This window comes from Oceanobacillus alkalisoli (assembly GCF_021556485.1).
Lineage (GTDB): Bacteria > Bacillota > Bacilli > Bacillales > Amphibacillaceae > Oceanobacillus > Oceanobacillus alkalisoli.
This window is the reverse complement of sequence record NZ_JAKGBW010000024.1, coordinates 1-19967: the sequence shown is the minus strand read 5'-3', so window position 1 is coordinate 19967 and position 19967 is coordinate 1. Positions and strand designations below refer to the sequence as shown.

Annotated in this window: 19 protein-coding genes and 1 pseudogene; 14 read left to right on the top strand and 6 right to left on the bottom strand. The window is 34.6% G+C overall.

Going from position 1 to position 19967, the window contains the following annotated elements; translation table 11 throughout:
- Positions 1 to 54 precede the first annotated feature (54 nt).
- From LZD48_RS17420 to LZD48_RS17410, 3 genes are all read left to right on the top strand, one after another.
- A complete protein-coding gene (locus tag LZD48_RS17420; RefSeq protein WP_235763979.1) occupies positions 55 to 798 on the top strand; it encodes a metal ABC transporter ATP-binding protein in 744 nt (247 codons plus the stop codon).
- A complete protein-coding gene (locus LZD48_RS17415) occupies positions 798 to 1649 on the top strand; it encodes a metal ABC transporter permease (protein WP_235763978.1) in 852 nt (283 codons plus the stop codon). Before LZD48_RS17420 ends, LZD48_RS17415 begins: the two co-directional genes overlap by 1 nt.
- 78 nt (positions 1650 to 1727) lie before the next feature.
- On the top strand, positions 1728 to 2690 hold the full coding sequence (locus tag LZD48_RS17410; RefSeq protein WP_235763977.1) for a metal ABC transporter solute-binding protein, Zn/Mn family: 963 nt from the start codon (positions 1728 to 1730) through the stop codon (positions 2688 to 2690).
- Positions 2691 to 3023: 333 nt separating this feature from the next.
- On the opposite strand, the gene LZD48_RS17405 is transcribed toward LZD48_RS17410, so the two are convergent.
- The 4 genes from LZD48_RS17405 to LZD48_RS17390 all read right to left on the bottom strand — a co-directional run bounded on the left by LZD48_RS17405 (position 3024) and on the right by LZD48_RS17390 (position 5030).
- A complete protein-coding gene (locus LZD48_RS17405; RefSeq protein WP_235763976.1) occupies positions 3024 to 3419 on the bottom strand; it encodes a FixH family protein in 396 nt (131 codons plus the stop codon).
- Positions 3420 to 3468: 49 nt separating this feature from the next.
- Complete coding sequence (locus tag LZD48_RS17400; RefSeq protein ID WP_235763975.1) at positions 3469 to 3810, bottom strand: hypothetical protein; 342 nt, start codon at positions 3808 to 3810, stop codon at positions 3469 to 3471.
- 20 nt (positions 3811 to 3830) lie between these two features.
- Entirely contained in the window at positions 3831 to 4406 is a 576-nt protein-coding gene (locus LZD48_RS17395; protein WP_235763974.1) for an SCO family protein, read from the bottom strand.
- A 282-nt stretch (positions 4407 to 4688) separates the two neighbouring features.
- Positions 4689 to 5030, bottom strand: coding sequence for an AbrB/MazE/SpoVT family DNA-binding domain-containing protein (locus LZD48_RS17390; RefSeq protein WP_235763973.1), 342 nt, complete (start codon positions 5028 to 5030; stop codon positions 4689 to 4691).
- 283 nt (positions 5031 to 5313) lie between these two features.
- Here LZD48_RS17390 and LZD48_RS17385 point away from each other — a divergent pair, with 283 nt between their 5' ends.
- From LZD48_RS17385 to LZD48_RS17365, 5 genes are all read left to right on the top strand, one after another.
- Positions 5314 to 6021, top strand: a complete 708-nt coding sequence (locus tag LZD48_RS17385; protein WP_235763972.1) for a cytochrome c biogenesis CcdA family protein — start codon at positions 5314 to 5316, stop codon at positions 6019 to 6021.
- Between the two features lie 39 nt (positions 6022 to 6060).
- Positions 6061 to 6636 carry a thiol-disulfide oxidoreductase ResA gene (resA, locus tag LZD48_RS17380; RefSeq protein WP_235763971.1) on the top strand — a complete coding sequence of 192 codons (576 nt, stop codon included), beginning with the start codon at positions 6061 to 6063 and terminating at the stop codon, positions 6634 to 6636.
- A gap of 32 nt (positions 6637 to 6668) precedes the next feature.
- On the top strand, positions 6669 to 8309 hold the full coding sequence (resB, locus tag LZD48_RS17375; protein ID WP_235763970.1) for a cytochrome c biogenesis protein ResB: 1641 nt from the start codon (positions 6669 to 6671) through the stop codon (positions 8307 to 8309).
- A 47-nt stretch (positions 8310 to 8356) separates the two neighbouring features.
- Positions 8357 to 9547, top strand: coding sequence for a c-type cytochrome biogenesis protein CcsB (gene ccsB / locus LZD48_RS17370; protein ID WP_235763969.1), 1191 nt, complete (start codon positions 8357 to 8359; stop codon positions 9545 to 9547).
- Between the two features lie 239 nt (positions 9548 to 9786).
- Positions 9787 to 10344 (top strand): hypothetical protein, encoded by a 558-nt coding sequence (locus LZD48_RS17365; protein ID WP_235763968.1) that lies wholly within the window; start codon positions 9787 to 9789, stop codon positions 10342 to 10344.
- 329 nt (positions 10345 to 10673) lie between these two features.
- On the opposite strand, the gene LZD48_RS17360 is transcribed toward LZD48_RS17365, so the two are convergent.
- Complete coding sequence (locus LZD48_RS17360; protein ID WP_235763967.1) at positions 10674 to 10907, bottom strand: helix-turn-helix domain-containing protein; 234 nt, start codon at positions 10905 to 10907, stop codon at positions 10674 to 10676.
- 125 nt (positions 10908 to 11032) lie between these two features.
- On the opposite strand from LZD48_RS17360, the gene LZD48_RS17355 reads away from it, so the two are divergent.
- The 5 genes from LZD48_RS17355 (at position 11033) to LZD48_RS17335 (ending at position 18611) form a co-directional block, all read left to right on the top strand.
- Positions 11033 to 11611, top strand: a complete 579-nt coding sequence (locus LZD48_RS17355) for a hypothetical protein (RefSeq protein ID WP_235763966.1) — start codon at positions 11033 to 11035, stop codon at positions 11609 to 11611.
- Between the two features lie 228 nt (positions 11612 to 11839).
- A complete protein-coding gene (locus tag LZD48_RS17350; RefSeq protein ID WP_235763965.1) occupies positions 11840 to 13987 on the top strand; it encodes a DNA topoisomerase III in 2148 nt (715 codons plus the stop codon).
- Positions 13988 to 14160: 173 nt separating this feature from the next.
- Positions 14161 to 15564, top strand: coding sequence for an ABC-three component system protein (locus LZD48_RS17345; protein ID WP_235763964.1), 1404 nt, complete (start codon positions 14161 to 14163; stop codon positions 15562 to 15564).
- Position 15565: 1 nt separating this feature from the next.
- Positions 15566 to 16282, top strand: coding sequence for an ABC-three component system middle component 1 (locus tag LZD48_RS17340; protein WP_235763963.1), 717 nt, complete (start codon positions 15566 to 15568; stop codon positions 16280 to 16282).
- Entirely contained in the window at positions 16272 to 18611 is a 2340-nt protein-coding gene (locus tag LZD48_RS17335) for an AAA family ATPase (protein WP_235763962.1), read from the top strand. The genes LZD48_RS17340 and LZD48_RS17335 overlap by 11 nt, the downstream gene beginning before the upstream one ends.
- 176 nt (positions 18612 to 18787) lie before the next feature.
- Here the strand turns inward: LZD48_RS17335 and LZD48_RS17330 are convergent.
- Positions 18788 to 19102, bottom strand: a pseudogene (locus tag LZD48_RS17330) (toprim domain-containing protein); the annotation flags it as partial.
- Between the two features lie 159 nt (positions 19103 to 19261).
- Here LZD48_RS17330 and LZD48_RS17325 point away from each other — a divergent pair.
- On the top strand, positions 19262 to 19822 hold the full coding sequence (locus LZD48_RS17325; protein ID WP_235763961.1) for a hypothetical protein: 561 nt from the start codon (positions 19262 to 19264) through the stop codon (positions 19820 to 19822).
- The last annotated feature ends 145 nt before the right edge of the window (positions 19823 to 19967 follow it).

Genomic DNA, 19967 nt, shown 5'->3' with positions numbered 1-19967 from the left:
AAACGTCCTAATGGCAAAAAAATAAACTGATTAATGAATAAGGAGGAAAAAGTCATGCGGCCAACAATAGACGTAGAAAATTTGAATGTCTCTTATTATGGTAAGAAGGTTATAAAAAATGTTAATTTCTCATTAGAAACCGGCAAATTAATCGGTATTTTAGGTCCAAACGGAGCGGGGAAGTCGACACTGATGAAAGCGGTACTCGACCTCATTCCGCGCGACAGTGGCAAAATGACGTTTGAAAGTCAGCCACTAGATGCTGTTCGGAAAAGAATCGCTTATGTCCCGCAGCGTTCAAACATAGATTGGAACTTTCCAATCATTGTTAAAGATACCGTATTGCTTGGGACGTATCCGAAGCTTGGTCTATTACGGCGTCCAAAAGAAGAGGACAGAGAGTGGGCTATGACCTGCCTTGCAAAAGTTGGAATGGAGAAATTTGCGCATCATCAGATTGGCGAATTGTCCGGTGGTCAACAGCAACGAGTGTTTCTGGCACGGGCTCTTGCTCAGAAAGCAACTTATTTTTTCCTTGATGAACCGTTTGTTGGGATAGACGTATCAAGTGAAAAGGTAATTATCAATATTCTTAGATCATTACGGAATGAAGGTAAAACAGTCTTCGTTGTCCATCATGATTTAATGAAAGTGGAAAATTACTTCGAAGAGCTAATCTTGATTAATAAGGAGTTAATTGGGGTAGGTCCTGTTAACCAAATATTCCAGCCAGAAATTATGCAGAGGGCATTTCAAACACCATTTCTAATGACGGAAAACTTTGGGGGGCAAGTGTAATGGCGTTTTTGCAGGATATATTTGTATATGAATTTTTGCAGAAGGCCCTTATAACGTCTGTTATGGTCGGTATTATATGTGGCGTGATCGGAAGTTTCATTATTTTGCGTGGCATGGCATTAATGGGAGACGCTATCTCTCATGCTGTTCTGCCTGGCGTAGCAATTTCCTATATGCTCGGCATCAATTATTTTTACGGTGCGGTCGTAACTGGTGTGTTGACCGCCGTCGGAATAGGCTTTATAAATCAACATAGTCGCATAAAAAGTGACGCCTCAATTGGAATTATGTTTTCGGCTGCTTTTGCCTTAGGAATCATTCTAATTACTATGGCTCGTAGTGCAACCGATTTAACACAAATATTGTTTGGAAACGTCTTGTCAGTCCGAACTTCAGATATGTGGCTAACAATTATAGTTGGGTGCATCGTAATTGTTGTAGTCGTTCTCTTTTTCAAGGAACTGCTCGTTTCCAGTTTTGACGAAACTATGGCAGCGGTCTACGGACTAAAAACTCGTTTTATACATTATGGCATTATGGTTCTTCTGACACTCGTTACAGTTGCCTCCCTACAAACTGTTGGCGTTATTCTAGTTGTTTCCTTGCTGGTCACACCGGCGTCTACTGCGTATTTGTTAACCAACCGTTTATCAATGATGGTTGTACTTTCTTCGTTCTTTGGTGCATTATCAGCAGTAATTGGTTTGTACTTCAGCTTTATTTATAACTTGCCATCTGGACCAGTGATTGCGCTAGTGGCTACAGTCCTATTTATACTTGCGTTTGCTTTTTCGCCCAAACAAGGGGTTTTTTGGCGCATGTTGAAAAATAATAAGCGAAGAACTACTTGAAAAAGTAACAAATAATTGGTCACTCTTTTTGTCGGTGAATGAATAATATTATTATATCAATAAAGGAGTATAGAGATAATGAAGATTGTATGGAAATGGGTTCTTGCAAGTATGGCAATGTTTGTTCTCGCCGCCTGTGGAACGACAAATAATGATTTGGGAGATGGAACAAACAATACAAGAAGTGAGAACGAATCGTTACAAGTTGTCACATCGTTCACGATTATCGCTGATATGGCAAGGGAAATTGGTGGTGATGCCGTTGACGTACACAACCTTGTACCAACTGGAACAGATCCTCACGAATATGAACCTCTTCCAGAGGATATCAAAAAAGCAACTGATGCTGATGTGCTCTTTTATAACGGTTTAAACCTTGAAGGAGGTAAAAATGGCTGGTTTTATAGAATGATTGATTCAGTTGGTCAGAAGGAAGAAAATGTATTCAATTTAACGAATCGTGTAGAGCCAATGTATTTAAGCGGTGAAGAAGGAACAGAAGAAGAAATTAATCCGCATGCATTTATTGACCCGGCTGTAGGAATCAAAATGGCTGAAGACATGCGTGATGCTTTTGTGGAAGTGGATCCCGAACGCACCGATTATTATAAGAAAAGAGGGGATGAATATATAAGTAGGTTAGAAGGGGTGGTTCAAGAATACGAAGATAAAATTAAAGACATTCCGGATGAAAACCGTATTCTTGTAACCAGCGAAAGAGCATTCCAGTATATGGCTTCACGTTATGGTTTAGAAGAAGCTTTCATCTGGGAAATTGATACGGAGGAAAACGGTTCACCTGAACAAATTAAATCGCTTGTCGGCTATCTTGAGGAACACAAAGTTCCTGTTCTTTTCATTGAGTCCAACGTAGACAGGCGTCCAATGGAAACAGTTTCTAATGAAAGTGACATTCCTATTTCTGAGAAACCGATTTATTCCGATGAAATTGGTCAGTCGGGAGAAGAGGTGGACACTTATATTAAGTTTTTGAAGTATAACATTAAACTCATACACGATGAGCTAAGTGAACAGTACTAGGTTTTTACAAAAAAACGTCGTCAAAACATATCATTATTAATAATTTGAGTTTCATTAATACAGCCAATGTTTTAAAATGACATTAATACTTGACTTGAAACTCTACTCAAAGTTAATTGTTGGCAGTCTGGCTTACGGTTTAATGAGTTGAGCAGGAAAGGAGAATTGTCTTAAGACTGAATCGGAAAGGTGGAAAACCAAAAATTTGGGGATAGGAAGTCAATCTCTCTATCTCGTTCCACTCTCCTGCTCTACTCAGTTATTATACAAGAGTATTCCACAGGGGATAAGGTGCTTATGGAATATTGTTGCATTCACAAGAAATCTTCCACATTAGTCAACTGTTATGGACTTTAAGGGCATAGTATGCAAGCCTCTTGCTGTTGTATGTGCATATATTGAAAAATCTCCTTCATTTTCCAATGCTATTTCTGCTGTATATGTTCCGTCACCATTATTTATTGACTCAATTATTATGCTATCGTCTTCCTTATCTTCTTCCCAATATTCAAAACTGACATCATCAGCATCTTTTACTTTTTCATCACCATATGTAACAGTTGCTTTTAGTAGGATTTTCTCGCCTGCTTTAGCCGTTTCAGGAATTTCAAAATCAACCTCCAAACTCTTTAATTCATCAGTATCTTCAACTCTTTCCTCTTCGTTTCCACTACATGCTGTAAGGGTGAGAAGAATCAATGCCAATAAATAGATAAATGTCTTTTTCATAAATATATAATCCTCCATTTTCTTAAGATATAAATAGGAAATTGCAAACTCACCAATTATCCCACTTTTTCTTTAAAACTCCAATGTCCTTTAATAAACTAATAAGTAGTGAATCCTTCTCACTTTCTAGGGCTTCTTCAGTACAAGAATCATGTGGTTTATAATTTAATCTTAGCGCTTCTTCCAGTCTTGAATCTTGCAGATAGTTAGTCGGTGTTGGGTTGGATCCTTCAAAACACCCGGGACCAGGTGCAATATAGGTTTTATAGGTATGCTCTAGAATTATTCTCGTATCAGGAGATGGCTTTGTTTCTTTAGGTATAAACAAGCTGGCAATAACTAACACAACAATTAACGTACCAATAAAAACGATTAATTTAGTTTTTGACATTAATATGAACTCCCTTAGCTTTATAAAACTTTCTTTAAGTCATCGACTATGGTTTCAACCTCTTTCATATCAATTCCATAATAGTTTTTTATAACTTCTCCATCAGGACTAACTAGAAAGAACCGAACACCATGTGTTATTTGATCTGTTCCAGGGTTTTCCTCTAACTCAGAGCGAAAGGATCCTACGGAAAGTTCTTTGATGGTTTCAAAATCATAGCCTGTCAAAAAACTCCATTTGCTTAAATCTGCATCATATGATTCTGCATAATTTTTCAATACTTCCGGAGTATCATTCTCAGGGTCTACTGTGAAAGATACTAAATGAACATCATTCAGACCTTCTTCAACTAGTAAATCCTGTAACTGAGACATATTCGTGGTCATGGGCAGGCATACGGTTACACATTTTGTAAAAACAAAATCAGCAACCCACCATTCACCTTCTAAATCTTTTAAGCCTAACTTTTCATAATCTTGTGTCATAAATTCAAAATCGGCTACTTCTTCCGACATGTTCGTCTCAATTTCTTTTCCTCCGCATGCAGCAAGAAAAATGACAAGAATTAGGGCAAGGATTACTTTAATATTTCTCATCTATGGCTCCTCCTTATACCTTACTAGTCGTAGGTGATTTTTATTTTACCATCAAACATTCGTTTGAATGATTTCATTATACTCTCTTTTCATAAATAGAAGTATGACATATTAGTGAAACCTTTTGATGAATAAACGCTATCAGTCCTATGGTTGAAATCTGGATAGAAAATCTGTCAACAAATATCTATTATTTTAGATAATATTTTCGACAATAGTTAAAAAAGGCTGCCGCACTCCTTTTTAATGTGGTTGCTATTCAGATTCTAGAGACGCCTAGCATCAATCATTTGTCTTTTTCCTTAAGATAATACTACTGTCAGCCAAGTAAACATTAAAAACATCCCCCTTTTCTAAAGATTGAAGTTTTATAAATTCTTGAGGTATCTGTACAGCACCTCTATCGTTTAAAACCATTTTATTTTCCGCTGTATCTTCGTATAGTTTCCGTATAGTTAGCTTTTTAGATATCAAGCTAATTATAACTTCATCGCCATTTACCAAATTTAATGTCTCTCTAATTAATTTTGGTATTGTAATTTTGTATTCTGTCGATAAAATACAAGTAGTATTTTTGACTTTTTCTTGATGCGATTCTTCACTTATAGAATAGTTTTTTCCCATAACTGTTCCTCCATACGTATACTCTATTAACGATTTATATAGTTTTTCTTCTGTATTATTATTAACCTCTTTTATTTATCCATTTTAGACTGAAATTATGTAGAATCTATGAAGGTTTATAAACGGGTTGGATTTAAGACAACAAAGCGCTATAAATCCCTAATAAATTCAACTATTTTTGGACACTTTTTGAACGTTTGGTTACTATCCTGGAACTCCACAAATTCTACACAAAGTTTGCCTATACTAAAGCATAATGATAAAAAAAGTAGGTGAATATTATTTGGGAGAAGTTACGCTATTACTAGCATTTGGAGCTGGTTTACTATCATTCATATCTCCTTGCTCGCTTCCTCTTTATCCTGCATTTCTTTCCTATATTACAGGAATGACTGTGGATGAATTGAAGAACGATCGTGGAATTTTAAGAAGAAAGGCTTTAATACATACCGTTCTTTTTTTATTGGGGTTTTCGATTATCTTTTTGGCAATTGGGTTATCGACCTCGTTTATCGGAGAATTCTTTCTAGCATATCAGGATCTATTAAGACAGCTTGGCGCGATTATATTGGTGTTCTTCGGGCTAGTTCTTACAGGCATCTTGAATTTTAACTTTTTGCTGAAGGATAGAAAAGTTCAATTCCGAAAGAGACCTTCAGGGTATCTGGGTTCAGTTTTAATTGGACTGGGCTTTGCTGCCGGCTGGACTCCTTGCACTGGACCAATTCTTGCAGGAGTAATTGCAATGGGAGTCGCAAACCCGGGGATGGGACTATTATATATGGCATTTTATGTCTTAGGTTTTTCCATTCCGTTTTTAATCATGTCATTTTTCCTTGATAGGATGACATTTCTTAAAAAGCATGCAAACCGTTTCATGGTAATTGGTGGTATTTTAATGATTATCATGGGTATTGTATTATTTTTTGATTGGATGACAGTGATTATTGAATTATTAATTCCTGTGTTTGGAGGATTTACAGGATTTTAGGTGTCTAACCTTTTTTAAAAATTTGAGGAGTGAAAATAGGTGAATTTGGAACAGAAAAAACAAAAAAAGAGAAATAAAAAAAGAAACCGGTTGATCTATAGGACAGTTATCTTATTAGTTTTGTTGGGTGCAATTGTATTTGCAATTGTCTCCAACCTGCAGGCGGATAATACAGTCTATCGAGTAGGAGATCAGGCACCCGATTTCCAATTAACGCAGATTAATAAAAATAATGAGGCCGAAACTATCCGGCTAAGTGATTTAAAAGGAAAGGGAGTTATGCTTAACTTCTGGGCCACTTGGTGTAAACCGTGTGAAGCGGAGATGCCATATATGCAAGAACTTTATCCCAAATATAAAGATCTGGGCGTTGAAATTGTTGCAGTTAGCTTAGATAGTACAGAACTGGTTGTAGACCGGTTTATAGATAAATATAATCTGACATTTCCAATACCCCACGACTCAACAGGGGAAATTAGAGACCTTTATAAAGTAGGACCAATTCCAAGTACATTTTTTATAAATTCTGAAGGTGAAATTGTGGAATATGTGAGTGGGGCATTAACACTGGAAAGTCTTGAAGGGTACTTGCAGAATATTGTACCACAGGAATGAAAAAAGAAATTTGCTGATCGTGAGGGGATGTAATGAATAAGATTAAATGTGAATGTGGACATGTAAACCCGGAGGGAACGGTTCTTTGTGAAGCATGTGGAAAACCGATTGAGGGTAATCAGCATATTGATGGAAATGATAAGAAACTATTATTGAATATGCGATATGAAGGCTCTGCACGTCGTTCGCAAACCTATCGAAAGTCAATTATCGATAAAGTTTGGAGCTTTTTCTCTTCTGTCAAAGTGGGAGTTTGGCTAATTGTAATTGCACTAGTTGCTTCCATGATTGGAACACTCTTTCCGCAACAGCAGTTTATACCTCAGAACGCTGAATCCAGAGATCCAGCGGTTTACTATGAAGCCCAATTCGGCATTATCGGAAAAATTTACTACGAACTTGGATTTCATGAGATGTACAGTTCTTGGTGGTATTTACTCTTGTTAGGATTAATCGGGGTTTCATTGGTCATTTGTAGTTTGGACCGTTTTATTCCGTTGTATAAAGCGTTAAAGATTCAGAAGCCGAAAAGGCACGAGACATTTCTTAACAGACAGCGCTTGTACAGTGAAACAGAGGCAGTATCCGAAACAGAAATTGAACAAGTAAAAGAACGTTTAAGAAAACAACGCTATAAAATTACAGAACAAAATGGACACATTCTTGCTGAGAAGGGCAGGTTTTCCAGATGGGGACCATATGTTAACCATATTGGTCTGATTATTATTCTATTGGCAGCAATTTTACGTTCAACACCAATCATGTTTACGGATGAATATGTCTGGGTGCGGGAAGGAGAAACCACCGTTATTCCAGGAACAAAAGGGGAATACTACATTGAAAATAAAAAATTTTACGTCGATTATCATAATCCGGAAGATGAACGATTTAAAGATGCGATTGAACAATCGGGGATGGTTGAGAGCAATTTCCAAACAGATGCTGTTATTTATAAAGATACAAATACCGGCTTACCTGGTGCTGAATCAGAATTGGAAAAGATCTTGGAATATCCGATTCGAATGAATCAGCCTGCCAAGTTTGACGGATATACGCTATATCAATCAGGTTATCAACCAAATGAGTTTAGCAGCATGACCTTCAAAATTCATGAAACCGATGATGAAGACGCCACAGCAGTCGACTCCTTTACCGTTGATTTATTTGAACCAGAATCAGAGTACATATTGGACAATGGCTTTCGGATAGAGATGGAACAGTATTATCCTGACTATTATTTAGACGATGATGGTGAACCAGCTTCCGAAACTAATTTTCCAAGAAACCCGGCTTTTGTTTTCTTAGTATATCCGCCGGAATCTTCGTCCCCGGAAGTTAGTTTCATAGGAATTGGCAGGAATGTTGATGCCACAGGAGAAAACGAATATAAGATTGGAATACAGGATTTTGAAACCCATTTTGTCAGTGGGTTAACATTACGAGTGGACCGTACACTCATCTTCTTCGGACTTGGCGCCGCAATATTTATGATAGGTGTGATTCAAGGAATGTATTGGCAACACCGTAGAGTTTGGATTCATCCGAAAAATAATGGACTGTTGCTTGCAGCCCATACGAATAAAAACTGGTTTGGCCTTTCAAAAGATATAGAGAAAGCGATTGAAAAAACAAATATAAAGATGGTGGAAGATAGGCAAGAGCTGGACAAGTAGTCTTTCTGTTTTTCTAGCCTCACCAACTTTTTAGGAGGGTGTTCTGGTTGGATCTAGTCAATCTCAGTAGCAATCTGCTTTTTGTTGCTTTTATTTTGTATTTGATTGCGACGCTTTTTTTTGGAGCAACAATTCGCGACAAGCGTAGTAAAAGGAATGGAAAAGAAATTGCAGGTAAAATCGGCATCACAATAACGATAATCGGATTTTTAGCCCAATTAGGTTATTTTATTACTAGATGGATGGCAAGTGGACATGCACCACTCGGAAATATGTTTGAATTTGTTACATTTCTTGGAATGGCAATGGTCTTGGCATTCATTATTATCTATTTCATGTATCGACTCAGTTTTCTAGGGTTATTTGCTTTGCCTTTAGCTATGATAATGATTGCTTATGCAAGCATGTTTCCTTCCGAATTGGCACCACTCGTACCAACACTCAATTCAAACTGGCTTTACATCCATGTTTCAACAGTAGCGGTAGGTCAGGGAATCTTATTTATCAGCTTTGTTGCCGGTTTGATGTATCTCATTAAGCAAATTGACCAAAGAAAGCGCACGAAGAAAAATACTTGGCTTGAATTGGTTTTATACTCAATTTTCCTCTTTATTGGTTTTATTGTGAGTAGCACAATATTCAGTATCATGGATTACGAAGCAACATTTGAATACCAGGATGGTACCCAAATTTTAGAAACGGAATACCGTCTGCCTCCAATTGCAGCTCCGAATAATGGGGAGTTACTAACGGATGGCGTAAGGGAGCCTTGGTTTGAGGCACCGGCATGGATGCAGGGAGCTGACGCCGGAAGAAAGTTTAATACGGTTATATGGTCTGTGATAACTGGAACCATTATCTATGGTTTAACGGTACTAACTTTGAGAAAGCGGGTAGGGGCGGCACTACAGCCATTATTACGGGGGGTTAAGGCAGATCTTCTAGATGAAATCATGTACCGGTCGGTTGCGATTGGTTTTCCAATCTTTACGTTAGGCGGTTTGGTTTTTGCAGCTATCTGGGCTCAAATCGCCTGGGGCAGATTCTGGGGATGGGATCCGAAAGAGGTATGGGCTCTCATCACTTGGTTTTTCTATGCTGCCTTCTTACATTTACGATTATCAAGAGGCTGGCATGGGGAAAAGTCTGGCTGGCTCGCTGTAATTGGTTTTGGTATTATTCTGTTCAATCTAATCGTGGTTAACTTGATTTTAGCTGGATTACATTCTTATGCATAAACTGATTATAAAGAAATAATGTGAGTTAGATATAACTATCAACTACAAAAGAATAAAGGGAAATTAGCGCGATAAACAGAGTTTTTGCGAAAGCTAGATTCGTTATTTGTTGTCCAATTGTTATCCAAGTAGGACAAGGTTTCTAGGAGCTTGAAAAAGAATTATATCAAGCGATACAAAATTTTATCAGCAATTAATGGTAGAATAAAGTACCACTAAATGTAGAAAGGATAATACCTTTGAATAGATCTGTATTTGAAATGCACTGGCAATATTATCTGTCCATTGAAAAAATGTTATTAAAAACTAATCAGTATGTAACTCATTCTAATAAAAATAAAGATGCTTATTCTGATGAGTTTGCATCTATTATATTGATATCTTGTTCAGAACTAGATTCATTGTTTAAACGGCTTTGCTATAATTATGGTATTCAAAGTGAAGGTAAATATTTTAAAATGAAAGATTATGCCCGAATAATTAAAAAGTATATAGGCAATGATTACGGTCTTGCTACTGGTATAAGTACTATAAACGATGATAGCATTGTAATTTTCCCTTTTGAAAATATTGATGTAACAAAACCTTATGCTAATTTGAAGTGGTGGAAAGATTACCAAGCTATTAAACACGATAGGATTAAAAATGTCACAAAAGGAAACTTATTAAACGCGGTGAACTCAGTTGCAGCTCAATTTATTATTTTAAGGAAATTAATCGATACTATAGACGAGTCAAATGGAAAAGAATATTTAAAGGAAAATTACTGGTCTGAATATTGGGTGCCAGTTGCATAAAAAGTATTAGCAGAATCCAATTACTGTAGTACTAGCGTGGGCTTCTAATGAGTACGTAAATAATGTCTCAACAAAGACGGCTAATAGAGTCTCATTCCTATTCCACTATATGGTACTTTAGTTGAAGACTCGCTTTCCGAAATAGTCAATCTTTTTTATGAAAACCAAACTTAAATCTATTGGAGAAGAATCCATTTTGATCAATCTTTTTTCAAAATGGATTCTCTTTATTTACCGTAAAATTTAGGGTTGTCAGGGAATTTTGATCAAAAGCTACAGTAGAGAATGGAATACAGTAATCTTCTATTTCTACTATTATATGCTTTACCTTAATATTTTTTATTCAATAAACTTTCTACCTTAACCATTATCTCACTAGGCAGTGTGTTTAATGTTGATGCTAACATAAATATTGTTTTTAAACTCGGTTGCCTCTTGCCCCTCTCAAGCATACTTATATAAGTGCGGTCTAAATCACTAAAATGTGCTAATTCTTCTTGAGAAAGGGAGTTATTTTTCCTTTCTTTTCTCAATACTTCACCAAAAGCTCTTTCAATATCCATAGCAATATCTCACATTCCTTTTAGGTACAATTTTCAAAGAAATGTGACGAACAGTCTACGGACTATAGTCTACAAAAACTGTGTTTTATGATAACATTAGATTAAAAAAGTTTGAGGTGATAATGTTGAGTGAAGAATTGAATGATCTTATTCACAAAGCGAATATACCAGAGCAATTGAAAACATACTTTAGAGAAAGCAATGAAGCAAAATTGTATTTAAATGTGGACATGTTAAGTGAAATAGAAGAGCTATATACCTTTTATAATGCCCTATACTATTTTGATGAAACAGAATTTAGTTCCTATACGATATCCTCACTTAAAAGAGGTTCAGAAGTTGTTGCTTACTACTATTATTTAAAAAAGATTCTAGACAGTAATTTAGAACTGATATCTAAAGATCAAAGATTTTATAAGAACAACAAAAGTATATTTGATTTTAAAATTGATAGAAGTAATTTAGATAAAATGTTTGGGAAAGTTTCGAGGGAATTTGCACAAAATGTTGACTATTTTTATAAAAATCAATATGACGAAATTAACATCCTGAAAACATATCTGCTTTTGGGAAAGTTAGAATTAATAAGTAGCATTATAGACGATGAATATTATTCCGATATCTATAACTCAGGTAGGGTAGTGATTGCTAATAAAATTGAGGAACTGGACTTAAAATTTTATATAAGAAAACATAATGATTAATAAATTCCAAGCTTAATTACGGACTAACTGTCTTTTCTTCAATTATTCTTTCTAACATTTTTTTATATAAACTTCTTTATCATCTTTTTGGAATAATACATTGTGATCTTCCATTTGTTCTTTGAATAATTTTAGGCCAGTATCTATCAAATCCTCATAGTAAGTGTTACTGATGTGAACTATGCTATACTTATTGCTGATGTTCACTGAAAGGATGTTTAAATAGTAATGAAAAAAAGTCTTATATTAGCTGAAAAACCATCCGTTGCTAGAGATATTGCTCGGGTTCTAAACTGTCATAAAAAAGGTAATGGTTATTTTGAAAGTAATGAATATATCGTAACTTGGGCACTTGGCCATTTAGTTACTCTTGCTGATCCGGAATCTTACGATATCAAATACAAAACATGGAAACTAGACGAACTACCGATGATCCCCCCTAAGTTAAAGCTAACGACTATAAAGAAAACTAGCAAACAATTCAACTTAATTAAGAATCAATTAAATCGTTCTGATGTTAGGGATATAATTATTGCTACAGATGCTGCACGTGAGGGAGAATTAGTTGCTCGTTGGATTATTGAAAATGCTAAAGTAAATAAACCTATTAAACGACTTTGGATTTCTTCTGTAACGGACAAAGCCATTCGTGAGGGATTTAAGAATTTAAAACCAGGGAAACAATATGAAAACTTATATGCTGCAGCCGTGGCACGGGCGGAGGCAGATTGGTATGTTGGTTTAAATGCTACAAGGGCATTAACAACTAAATTTAATGCACAATTATCTGCAGGACGTGTACAAACACCAACACTTGGAATCATCGCCAAACGCGAAGAAGAAATTCGAAATTTCCGTCCAAAAAAATATTATGGCCTACAATTAAAAACAAAAAATGGCATGACACTTGGATGGCATGACGCAAAAAACAATTCACGGATTTTCAAAAAGGAAAAAGCAAAACTACTCCATCAAAAGCTAAAAGATAAAGTAGCTACTGTACAAATAGTGGAGAAAAAGCAAAAGAAACAATTTGCGCCTCAATTATATGATTTAACAGAGTTGCAAAGGGATGCAAATCGTATTTTTGGTTTCTCAGGGAAACAGACTTTACGTGCGATGCAACAATTATATGAGCGACATAAAGTATTGACATATCCGCGAACGGACTCACGCGTGATTACTACAGATATTATTCCAACTCTAAAAGACCGGATTGATGCATGTGGTGTAGGTGAATATGCTTCGTATGCAAAGAAAATCATACACAAAAAGTTTCAATTGCCTAAGTCTGTTGTGAATGATAAGGAAGTTAGTGATCACCATGCGATTATCCCTACAGAAGAGCCAGTGAATTTGGATGCTTTAGGAAGCAATGAACGAAAGGTTTATGATTTAGTCGTCAAGCGCTTTTTAGCAGTATTATCAGATCCATTTGACTATGAGGAAACACGTGTAACTGTGGAAGTACAAGGTGAAAAGTTTTCCACAAAAGAAAATACAACCATACAACTTGGGTGGAAAGAAATTTATGGGGAAAAGAAAACAAAAGTTGCAAAAGAGCTCCAAAAAGGAGAGAAATTAGATGTTACGTGTATAATGACTGAAGGTGAAACAACTCCACCAGAACGATTAACAGAAGGCACTTTACTAAAAGCAATGGAAAATCCAACAAAATATATGGAGAATGTGAAAAAGCAAGTCACTAAAACACTTCAAGCCGTTGGAGGAATTGGGACAGTTGCGACTCGTGCGGATATTATTGAAAAGCTTATTAATGGTCAATACATGGAGTTACGAGGTAAGTACCTTTATTTAACAAAAACAGGCAAACAATTACTAGAGCTTGCTCCTGAGGATTTAAGATCCCCAGCACTAACTGCTGAATGGGAGAAAAAACTTATCCAAATTGAAAAAGGGCAATTGAAAAAAGAACAATTTATCACGGAAATTAAAGTATATACTAAAGACATTGTACAACAAATTAAAAATATGGAAGCAACATTTAAGCATGATAATATAACAGGAACAAAGTGTCCTCGTTGTGATGAACTAATGTTAGAAATAGAAAATCGACACGGTAAAATGTTACGTTGTAAAGATCAGTCTTGTAATTATAAGAAAAACATTTATAAAAATACGAATGCACGCTGCCCGAATTGTAAAAAGCGATTGAAACTATATGGAGAAGGTAAAGGACAAACATTCAGATGTGTTTGTGGTCATAATGAAAAGCTTGAAACTTTCCAGAAACGTAAGAAGAAAACACAAAATACTCGTGTATCGAAAAAGGAAATTAATAAATATATCAAAAAACAAGATGATGGATTTAAAAATAATCCTTTTGCAGATGCACTAGCGAAGTGGAAGAAGTAATTGTTTTAAGCCCTATACTTAGGGCTTTTTTGTTTTTTTCATCAAATTCTATTAGTAACAGAAGTTTTATGAATCATTCAATTAACTGTGATAAAGTGTATATGAGGGTATTATAAGTAATCTTTGAATTAAAAAACATAGAGTAATAGAGTGGAGTAATAGGAGGCGTTAAGGTGAGCATAGATATTAAAAGCCATGCAATTGATGAAGTCGATATTGATAAAGCATCTTCAAGCTGGAGTGGCTTTATATACCAAGGTAAAGTTGCAATATACACTGTCTTAAAATATTTGAATCATTATTATCCAAGGGTAGAAGAAATAAAAAAATATGAATTAGAGATAGAATACCTGGAGGACTTTTCAATTATTAAGGACGGTAACCATGTCTCTTTACATCAAGTCAAAGCAAAACCGGAGACTAACACTATTGGTTCGTATAATGAAGCTACTATAAACCTTTTAGGAAAGCTTGCAAAATATCCAACTGTAGAAGAAGTAAACTTGCATACTGCTGTGGAAATTAAAACATTTGATAAAGAGGAACTACGTAAAGGACTAAAAAATTATAATGTATCCAACAAGAAGAAAGAGTTGGCGACTTATAAACAGTTGATATTTGAAGACGATAATTTTGATGACTTTTATAAGAAATTAAAAATATCGTGTAATTCAGGCCCAGTTCAGTTTGAACGTGTTATAAAAATTAATGATATTAAAGAAATGATTCTAGATGAGATAAGGAAATTTTACATAAAGTGTACAGATCTACAGTTTCGAAAACTTGGTGCCACTGTTGAGAACGAATACTTCATGTATTCAAACTTCATAAATCTAATCGAAGAAATGATTCATAAAGATCATTTGAAGATGCTTGGGACTCAAAAAGTACTTGTAAGTTTTGAGACGTTTCTTGACATTCTACTTAATGAGAGCGTTTTCCGATTTGATAACAAAACAATCTCAAGTTTGCTAATTCATGAGATTGTTGATGCATTCAATGAGTATTGTATTGACTACGGGGTTGAAGATGATGAGTCTCATGAAACTTGGAGGACACATTTAAAAAATTTGAAAGAATTCACGCCAGAGGATTTCTATTTATTATGTAGAAAATTAACCCCTCATTTAATATCTGAAAGTAAAAAAGAGATAAACATTAGTGAATTAAGAAGAATCATGCAGCCTGATGGGGTACGCGATAGTTTTATACACGCTCTTATTTCATTTGCTAAAAAAATAAATGTTACCACGGATCTTGACTCTGCTTACGTTATTCAGGCAGGAAGAGAATTTTATGCCCTTTCAACAATAAATAGTAAAGGCAAAAATGCCCATAATAGATTAGGCAGAGAAATTTATAGAAACCTCAACACAAATGATGAAATGTTTAATATGTTATTTGATATAGATGGCTATATCAATAGCTCTATTAATAACGTTTTCGAAGGAAATATTACCAGGGTTCAGTCGGATAGGAGTTCAGATGTAATTACAGAAATTGACCGTAAAAGTACTATAACTGACTTAAAAAAGATTTACTTTTTGGAAATTGAAAAGTTGAAGGAGGAACTCTAGGGTGATTGAGATTATAAGGAAAATATTTATTGATTCTGGATTCCAAATAGATAATCAGATTGTTAGATCTAATGAGTATTATCAAGCGTTTTTCTCGAAGAGAATAAGAAGAGATAAGTTCGATTTTTATTTAACGATGGCTATAAAGGAAGAAAAATTGGAATTAAAACAGTTAGAAAGAATATTTGATGATATTCTAGATGAAATTCTTTACACTCAAGAGTATCCCGGTGTGGATAAGAATCTTTCTCTACTATTAGTTGTAGAGAGGAAAGTTATACAGTACACTGATGAATTTAATCGAAAGATTTACGACTTTGAAGAAGATCCCTTTCATTTCAAGAAATATATGCTTCCCTTTACCATTGAACAAAGTAATATATTGAAAGGAAAATTAAATTCGGAAGAAAATATTATTAAACAATTAGATACAATGATAACTAATAAACAGTTATTTAGTTCTTTTAAAGAAGATAGGGATATAGGCGAATCAGCTAATGCAAAACTTTATGATTTAATTTCAAAAATATATATTAAACTTCCATTTTTAAAGTTGGTAGTTAATAAGGAGGAACTTCCTAACATTTCTAAAGAAATTGAGAGTGAGATAACTGCCGAAGATAAAAATATAGTTAATAAGATTCTAGAAATGCGGGATGAAGATATAGAGTGGAATGAAATCCTGAACGTACTGGAGGTTAATATGGATGGGCTATAAAATAAAAGAAATATATATTAAAAACTTTAAATCTATTGAAAAGTGCTATCTGGATTTAAAGGATAAGGATTTAACTGTCCTAGATGGACCAAACGGATTCGGAAAAACATCAATTTTTGATGCCATTGAATTGGTTTTAACAGGAGAAATCAGAAGGATAGCGAATATCAAAATCACTGATGGGAATAAAGGTTATGACGATTATTTATTCGCAAAAAACCAGTATAACCCAATAATTATTAAAATTAAACTCAATAAAGAGGATTCTCAAGAAAGTAAAATTATAGGGAGAAAAATTAATCATATTGAATTAACTAGAATTAAAAAAAGACCTGATGTCTTCCCTTCGACTATACATTTATTAAATAATATTGACGAGAAATTAACAAAGGATAATGAGATTGAATCAGTTGAGGAAATTCTAGGATTAGAAGATTTTCAAAACGCCTATGGATTGTATAACTATATTGAACAAGAAGAAAGTGCTCATTTTTTAAAGCGTAATGAAGACGATAGAATGAAGATGATTAGCAAGCTTTTCAATATTGAAAAGGAAGAGAACGAGCGAACGAAATTAGTGAAAGCAAAGAATAAAATGTCTAGAAACTTGGGATCAATGGACACAGAAATAAAACAATTAGAAAAGAATTTGGATTTCAATACGGTAAATAAAAAACAAGATAAAGTAGAGTATTTCCGACTTCTTCCACAAACAGTAAGTAAAAAAGAGACGTGGGATCAGCTTGATGTTAAACCCTTAGACCTCAACCAGAAGGATGTCTATTTCAATCGAATAGACGCCTTTGAATATTTGATTCGAAATATAGATTCATTTAAAGCTATGTATTTTAATGAAAGCGTTAACGCTTTAATCAATAATGATGAGAGAATCAAGGATGCGTTACTGCTTTATCACTTCTACGAAAAAATGGAAGAATTCAGGAAAGAGCATGAACTGAAGAAAAAATTAAATAATTATCTTACCTTAATTGAACAACGGGATATTCTGAATCAAAATATCAATTGGAATGTTCTTCATAAATACTTTGATTTTCCGATAACTCTGGAAGGGTTAAAAGATAAATTAACAATAATAAGGAACTTAAACAAAAACTCCAATCAACTGTCCACCATGATTACTAGTCTTCTTAATACTAGAGAACAATTAAAAAATAATTTTGAGAGGCTTATTATGGCTCAAGAGGTTCCTAATGATTCTTGCCCACTATGCGGAAAAGAATGGGAAGATAATGTTGAATTAACCAATCAAATATCTATTCAAACTAAACTATTTCAAGAAAAACAAGATGAGGCTTCAAATGAGGCTTCAAAACTTATTAATGAATTATATACCAATGTAATGGACAAATTAATTGAAGATATAAAAACGTTTACTATTAATTTAATTGATAGTGAGAAATACGAAATCTTAAGAAGTAGATTTGAAAAAGGTTTTAATAAAACAAAAGCAAAGGAATTTTTCGATAGCTTATCTATTAACATTGAAGAAATTGCATATAGTGAGCTAAAAACCTTTGATGATTTACCGACAAGAATTGAATTAGTTAGAGAAAAACTTAGGGAAAGTTTAAAAAGTACAGGCGACTTTGATTTCGAAAAGTATGATGAACTAAAAGATATATATAATAACACATTTGAGAAAAATGATGAGCTACTAGCAGAAGTCGATGTTACAAAGTTTAATTTGAAAAAGGCTTATCTAAACTATTTATACTTTTTACAATCAAATTTGCAGTATCAAAAATATAACGATCTAAAAGAGAAATATAAAGTAATAAAAAAAGCGTTTGACGCAATTGATAGAGCTATACAAATTTATAATAATAAAATAGAAAATTATCGTTCAAAAATGATTAAAGAAATAGAAATTCCTTTCTTTATTTATACCGGTAAAATAATTCAAAATTACCAACGTGGAATTGGTGTTTTTATTCATGAGCAAATCAAAGAGGGCAAAGAATCTAAGATTAAAGCAATACGATTCGTGCCACCACAAAAGACAGATCATGATATAGTACATAGCTTTAGTTCGGGGCAATTAACTGCTACAGTACTCGCTTTTACCTTGGCATTAAACAAAGTATATAATAACAGTGGGATTAATACTCTTCTTATCGACGACCCGGTACAAACAATGGACGAGATGAACATGGCATCCTTCGTGGAACTATTAAGGAATGACTTTGAAAGACAGCAAATAATTTTGTCGACTCATGATAATCAGGTTTCACTTTACATTAGATATAAATTCTCAAAATATGGATATCGAACTACACAAATTAATGTTAAAGAACATTTTTATAAATAGGATTTAAAGTGGGTCTAGAATTAAAATAAAAAATGCACATAATTAGATTAACCATCTAGATTTACGTGCATTTTTTATTTATGTGCAAATCAGGCTATCACAAGATACCTATCTAATATCCCAATAAGGATAGAATTATTTATTATGCACATATACATTTATAGAGATATATCTGGATCTGTTGCAACGACAATGTCTTTCACATCTTTCCGGTTCAACTGGCTTTTAACGGATTGAAATTGTTTACTAGTTTTCTTAATGACGACTAATTTCAAATGGGGTGGAAGCATTGGAAGATCGTCGAGTTTCCATGTTTTATATTTATCATCATACACTTCCGGATCAGCGAGCGTAATCAAATGACCGAGGGCCCAAGTTACAATATATTTGGAACCTTCCAGGTAACCGTTACCTTTTTTATTACATTGGAGAACACGGGCGATGTCACGGCCGACAGAAGGTTTTTCAGCTAGTACTACTGTTTTACTCATTTGTAAAATCCTTTCTTCTTGTAAAAGATATCTCTTCTTACTTTAACATAAATGTTTGTTGTTGGTTACTATATAACGCAGCGGGAAATGAAACTTAATTCGCTTTGTAAACGTCTTATTATGTAGCGTGTTTTATTTTTACAGAGGAGGGCTTGCTGGATGAAAGTGAGAGTTGTGCTATTCTGCTTCCTTTTTATACTCGCAGGCTGTGGGGCGGTAAATGAAGTGACGAATGAAGATGTAAAGGACTATAAAGTTAAACAAACGTTTGATGAAACAGTGGAGGATACTTTTGTATTCCAGCTTGTAAGCGCTAAGGAGGAATATGAAGCAGGCGAAAAGATCGAACTGTATGGAGAGATTACTTATACCGGAAAAGGAGAGATTAAGATTACGCACGCTTCGTCAGCGATATTATTTGAGATTAAGGAACAGGTGCGGGATTATGTGGTTCCGTTTGCTGTGCAGGAGATTGGAATTGAGACAGAGCTTGCGGGAGGAGAGGCGTATCGGGAGAAGTATTTAAAGCAAGGAGTCTTTTCTTTTGAACTTGAGGATGAGCAACATGTGGAGTTTATCGAGGATTTTAAAGATAGATGCGATTTTCCTCCGGGATACTATACGGTTAAAGCGACTACTTCATTCCATGATAGTAAGATTCTTCGGGAATTGGAGACGGCGGTAGATTTTAAAGTATGGGCAGAAAATGAAGAAAGATGAACGGAAGTGGGACAAATGCTCTGTGAACTGCGCCCTGTCAAGTGGACAGTAAAAAAATAAAAATCTATGCCGCAGCCTGGTACCGATATTCTAACGGTGTTAGGCTGTTTAATTTCGTTTGGTATCGTTCTTCATTATAAAATTC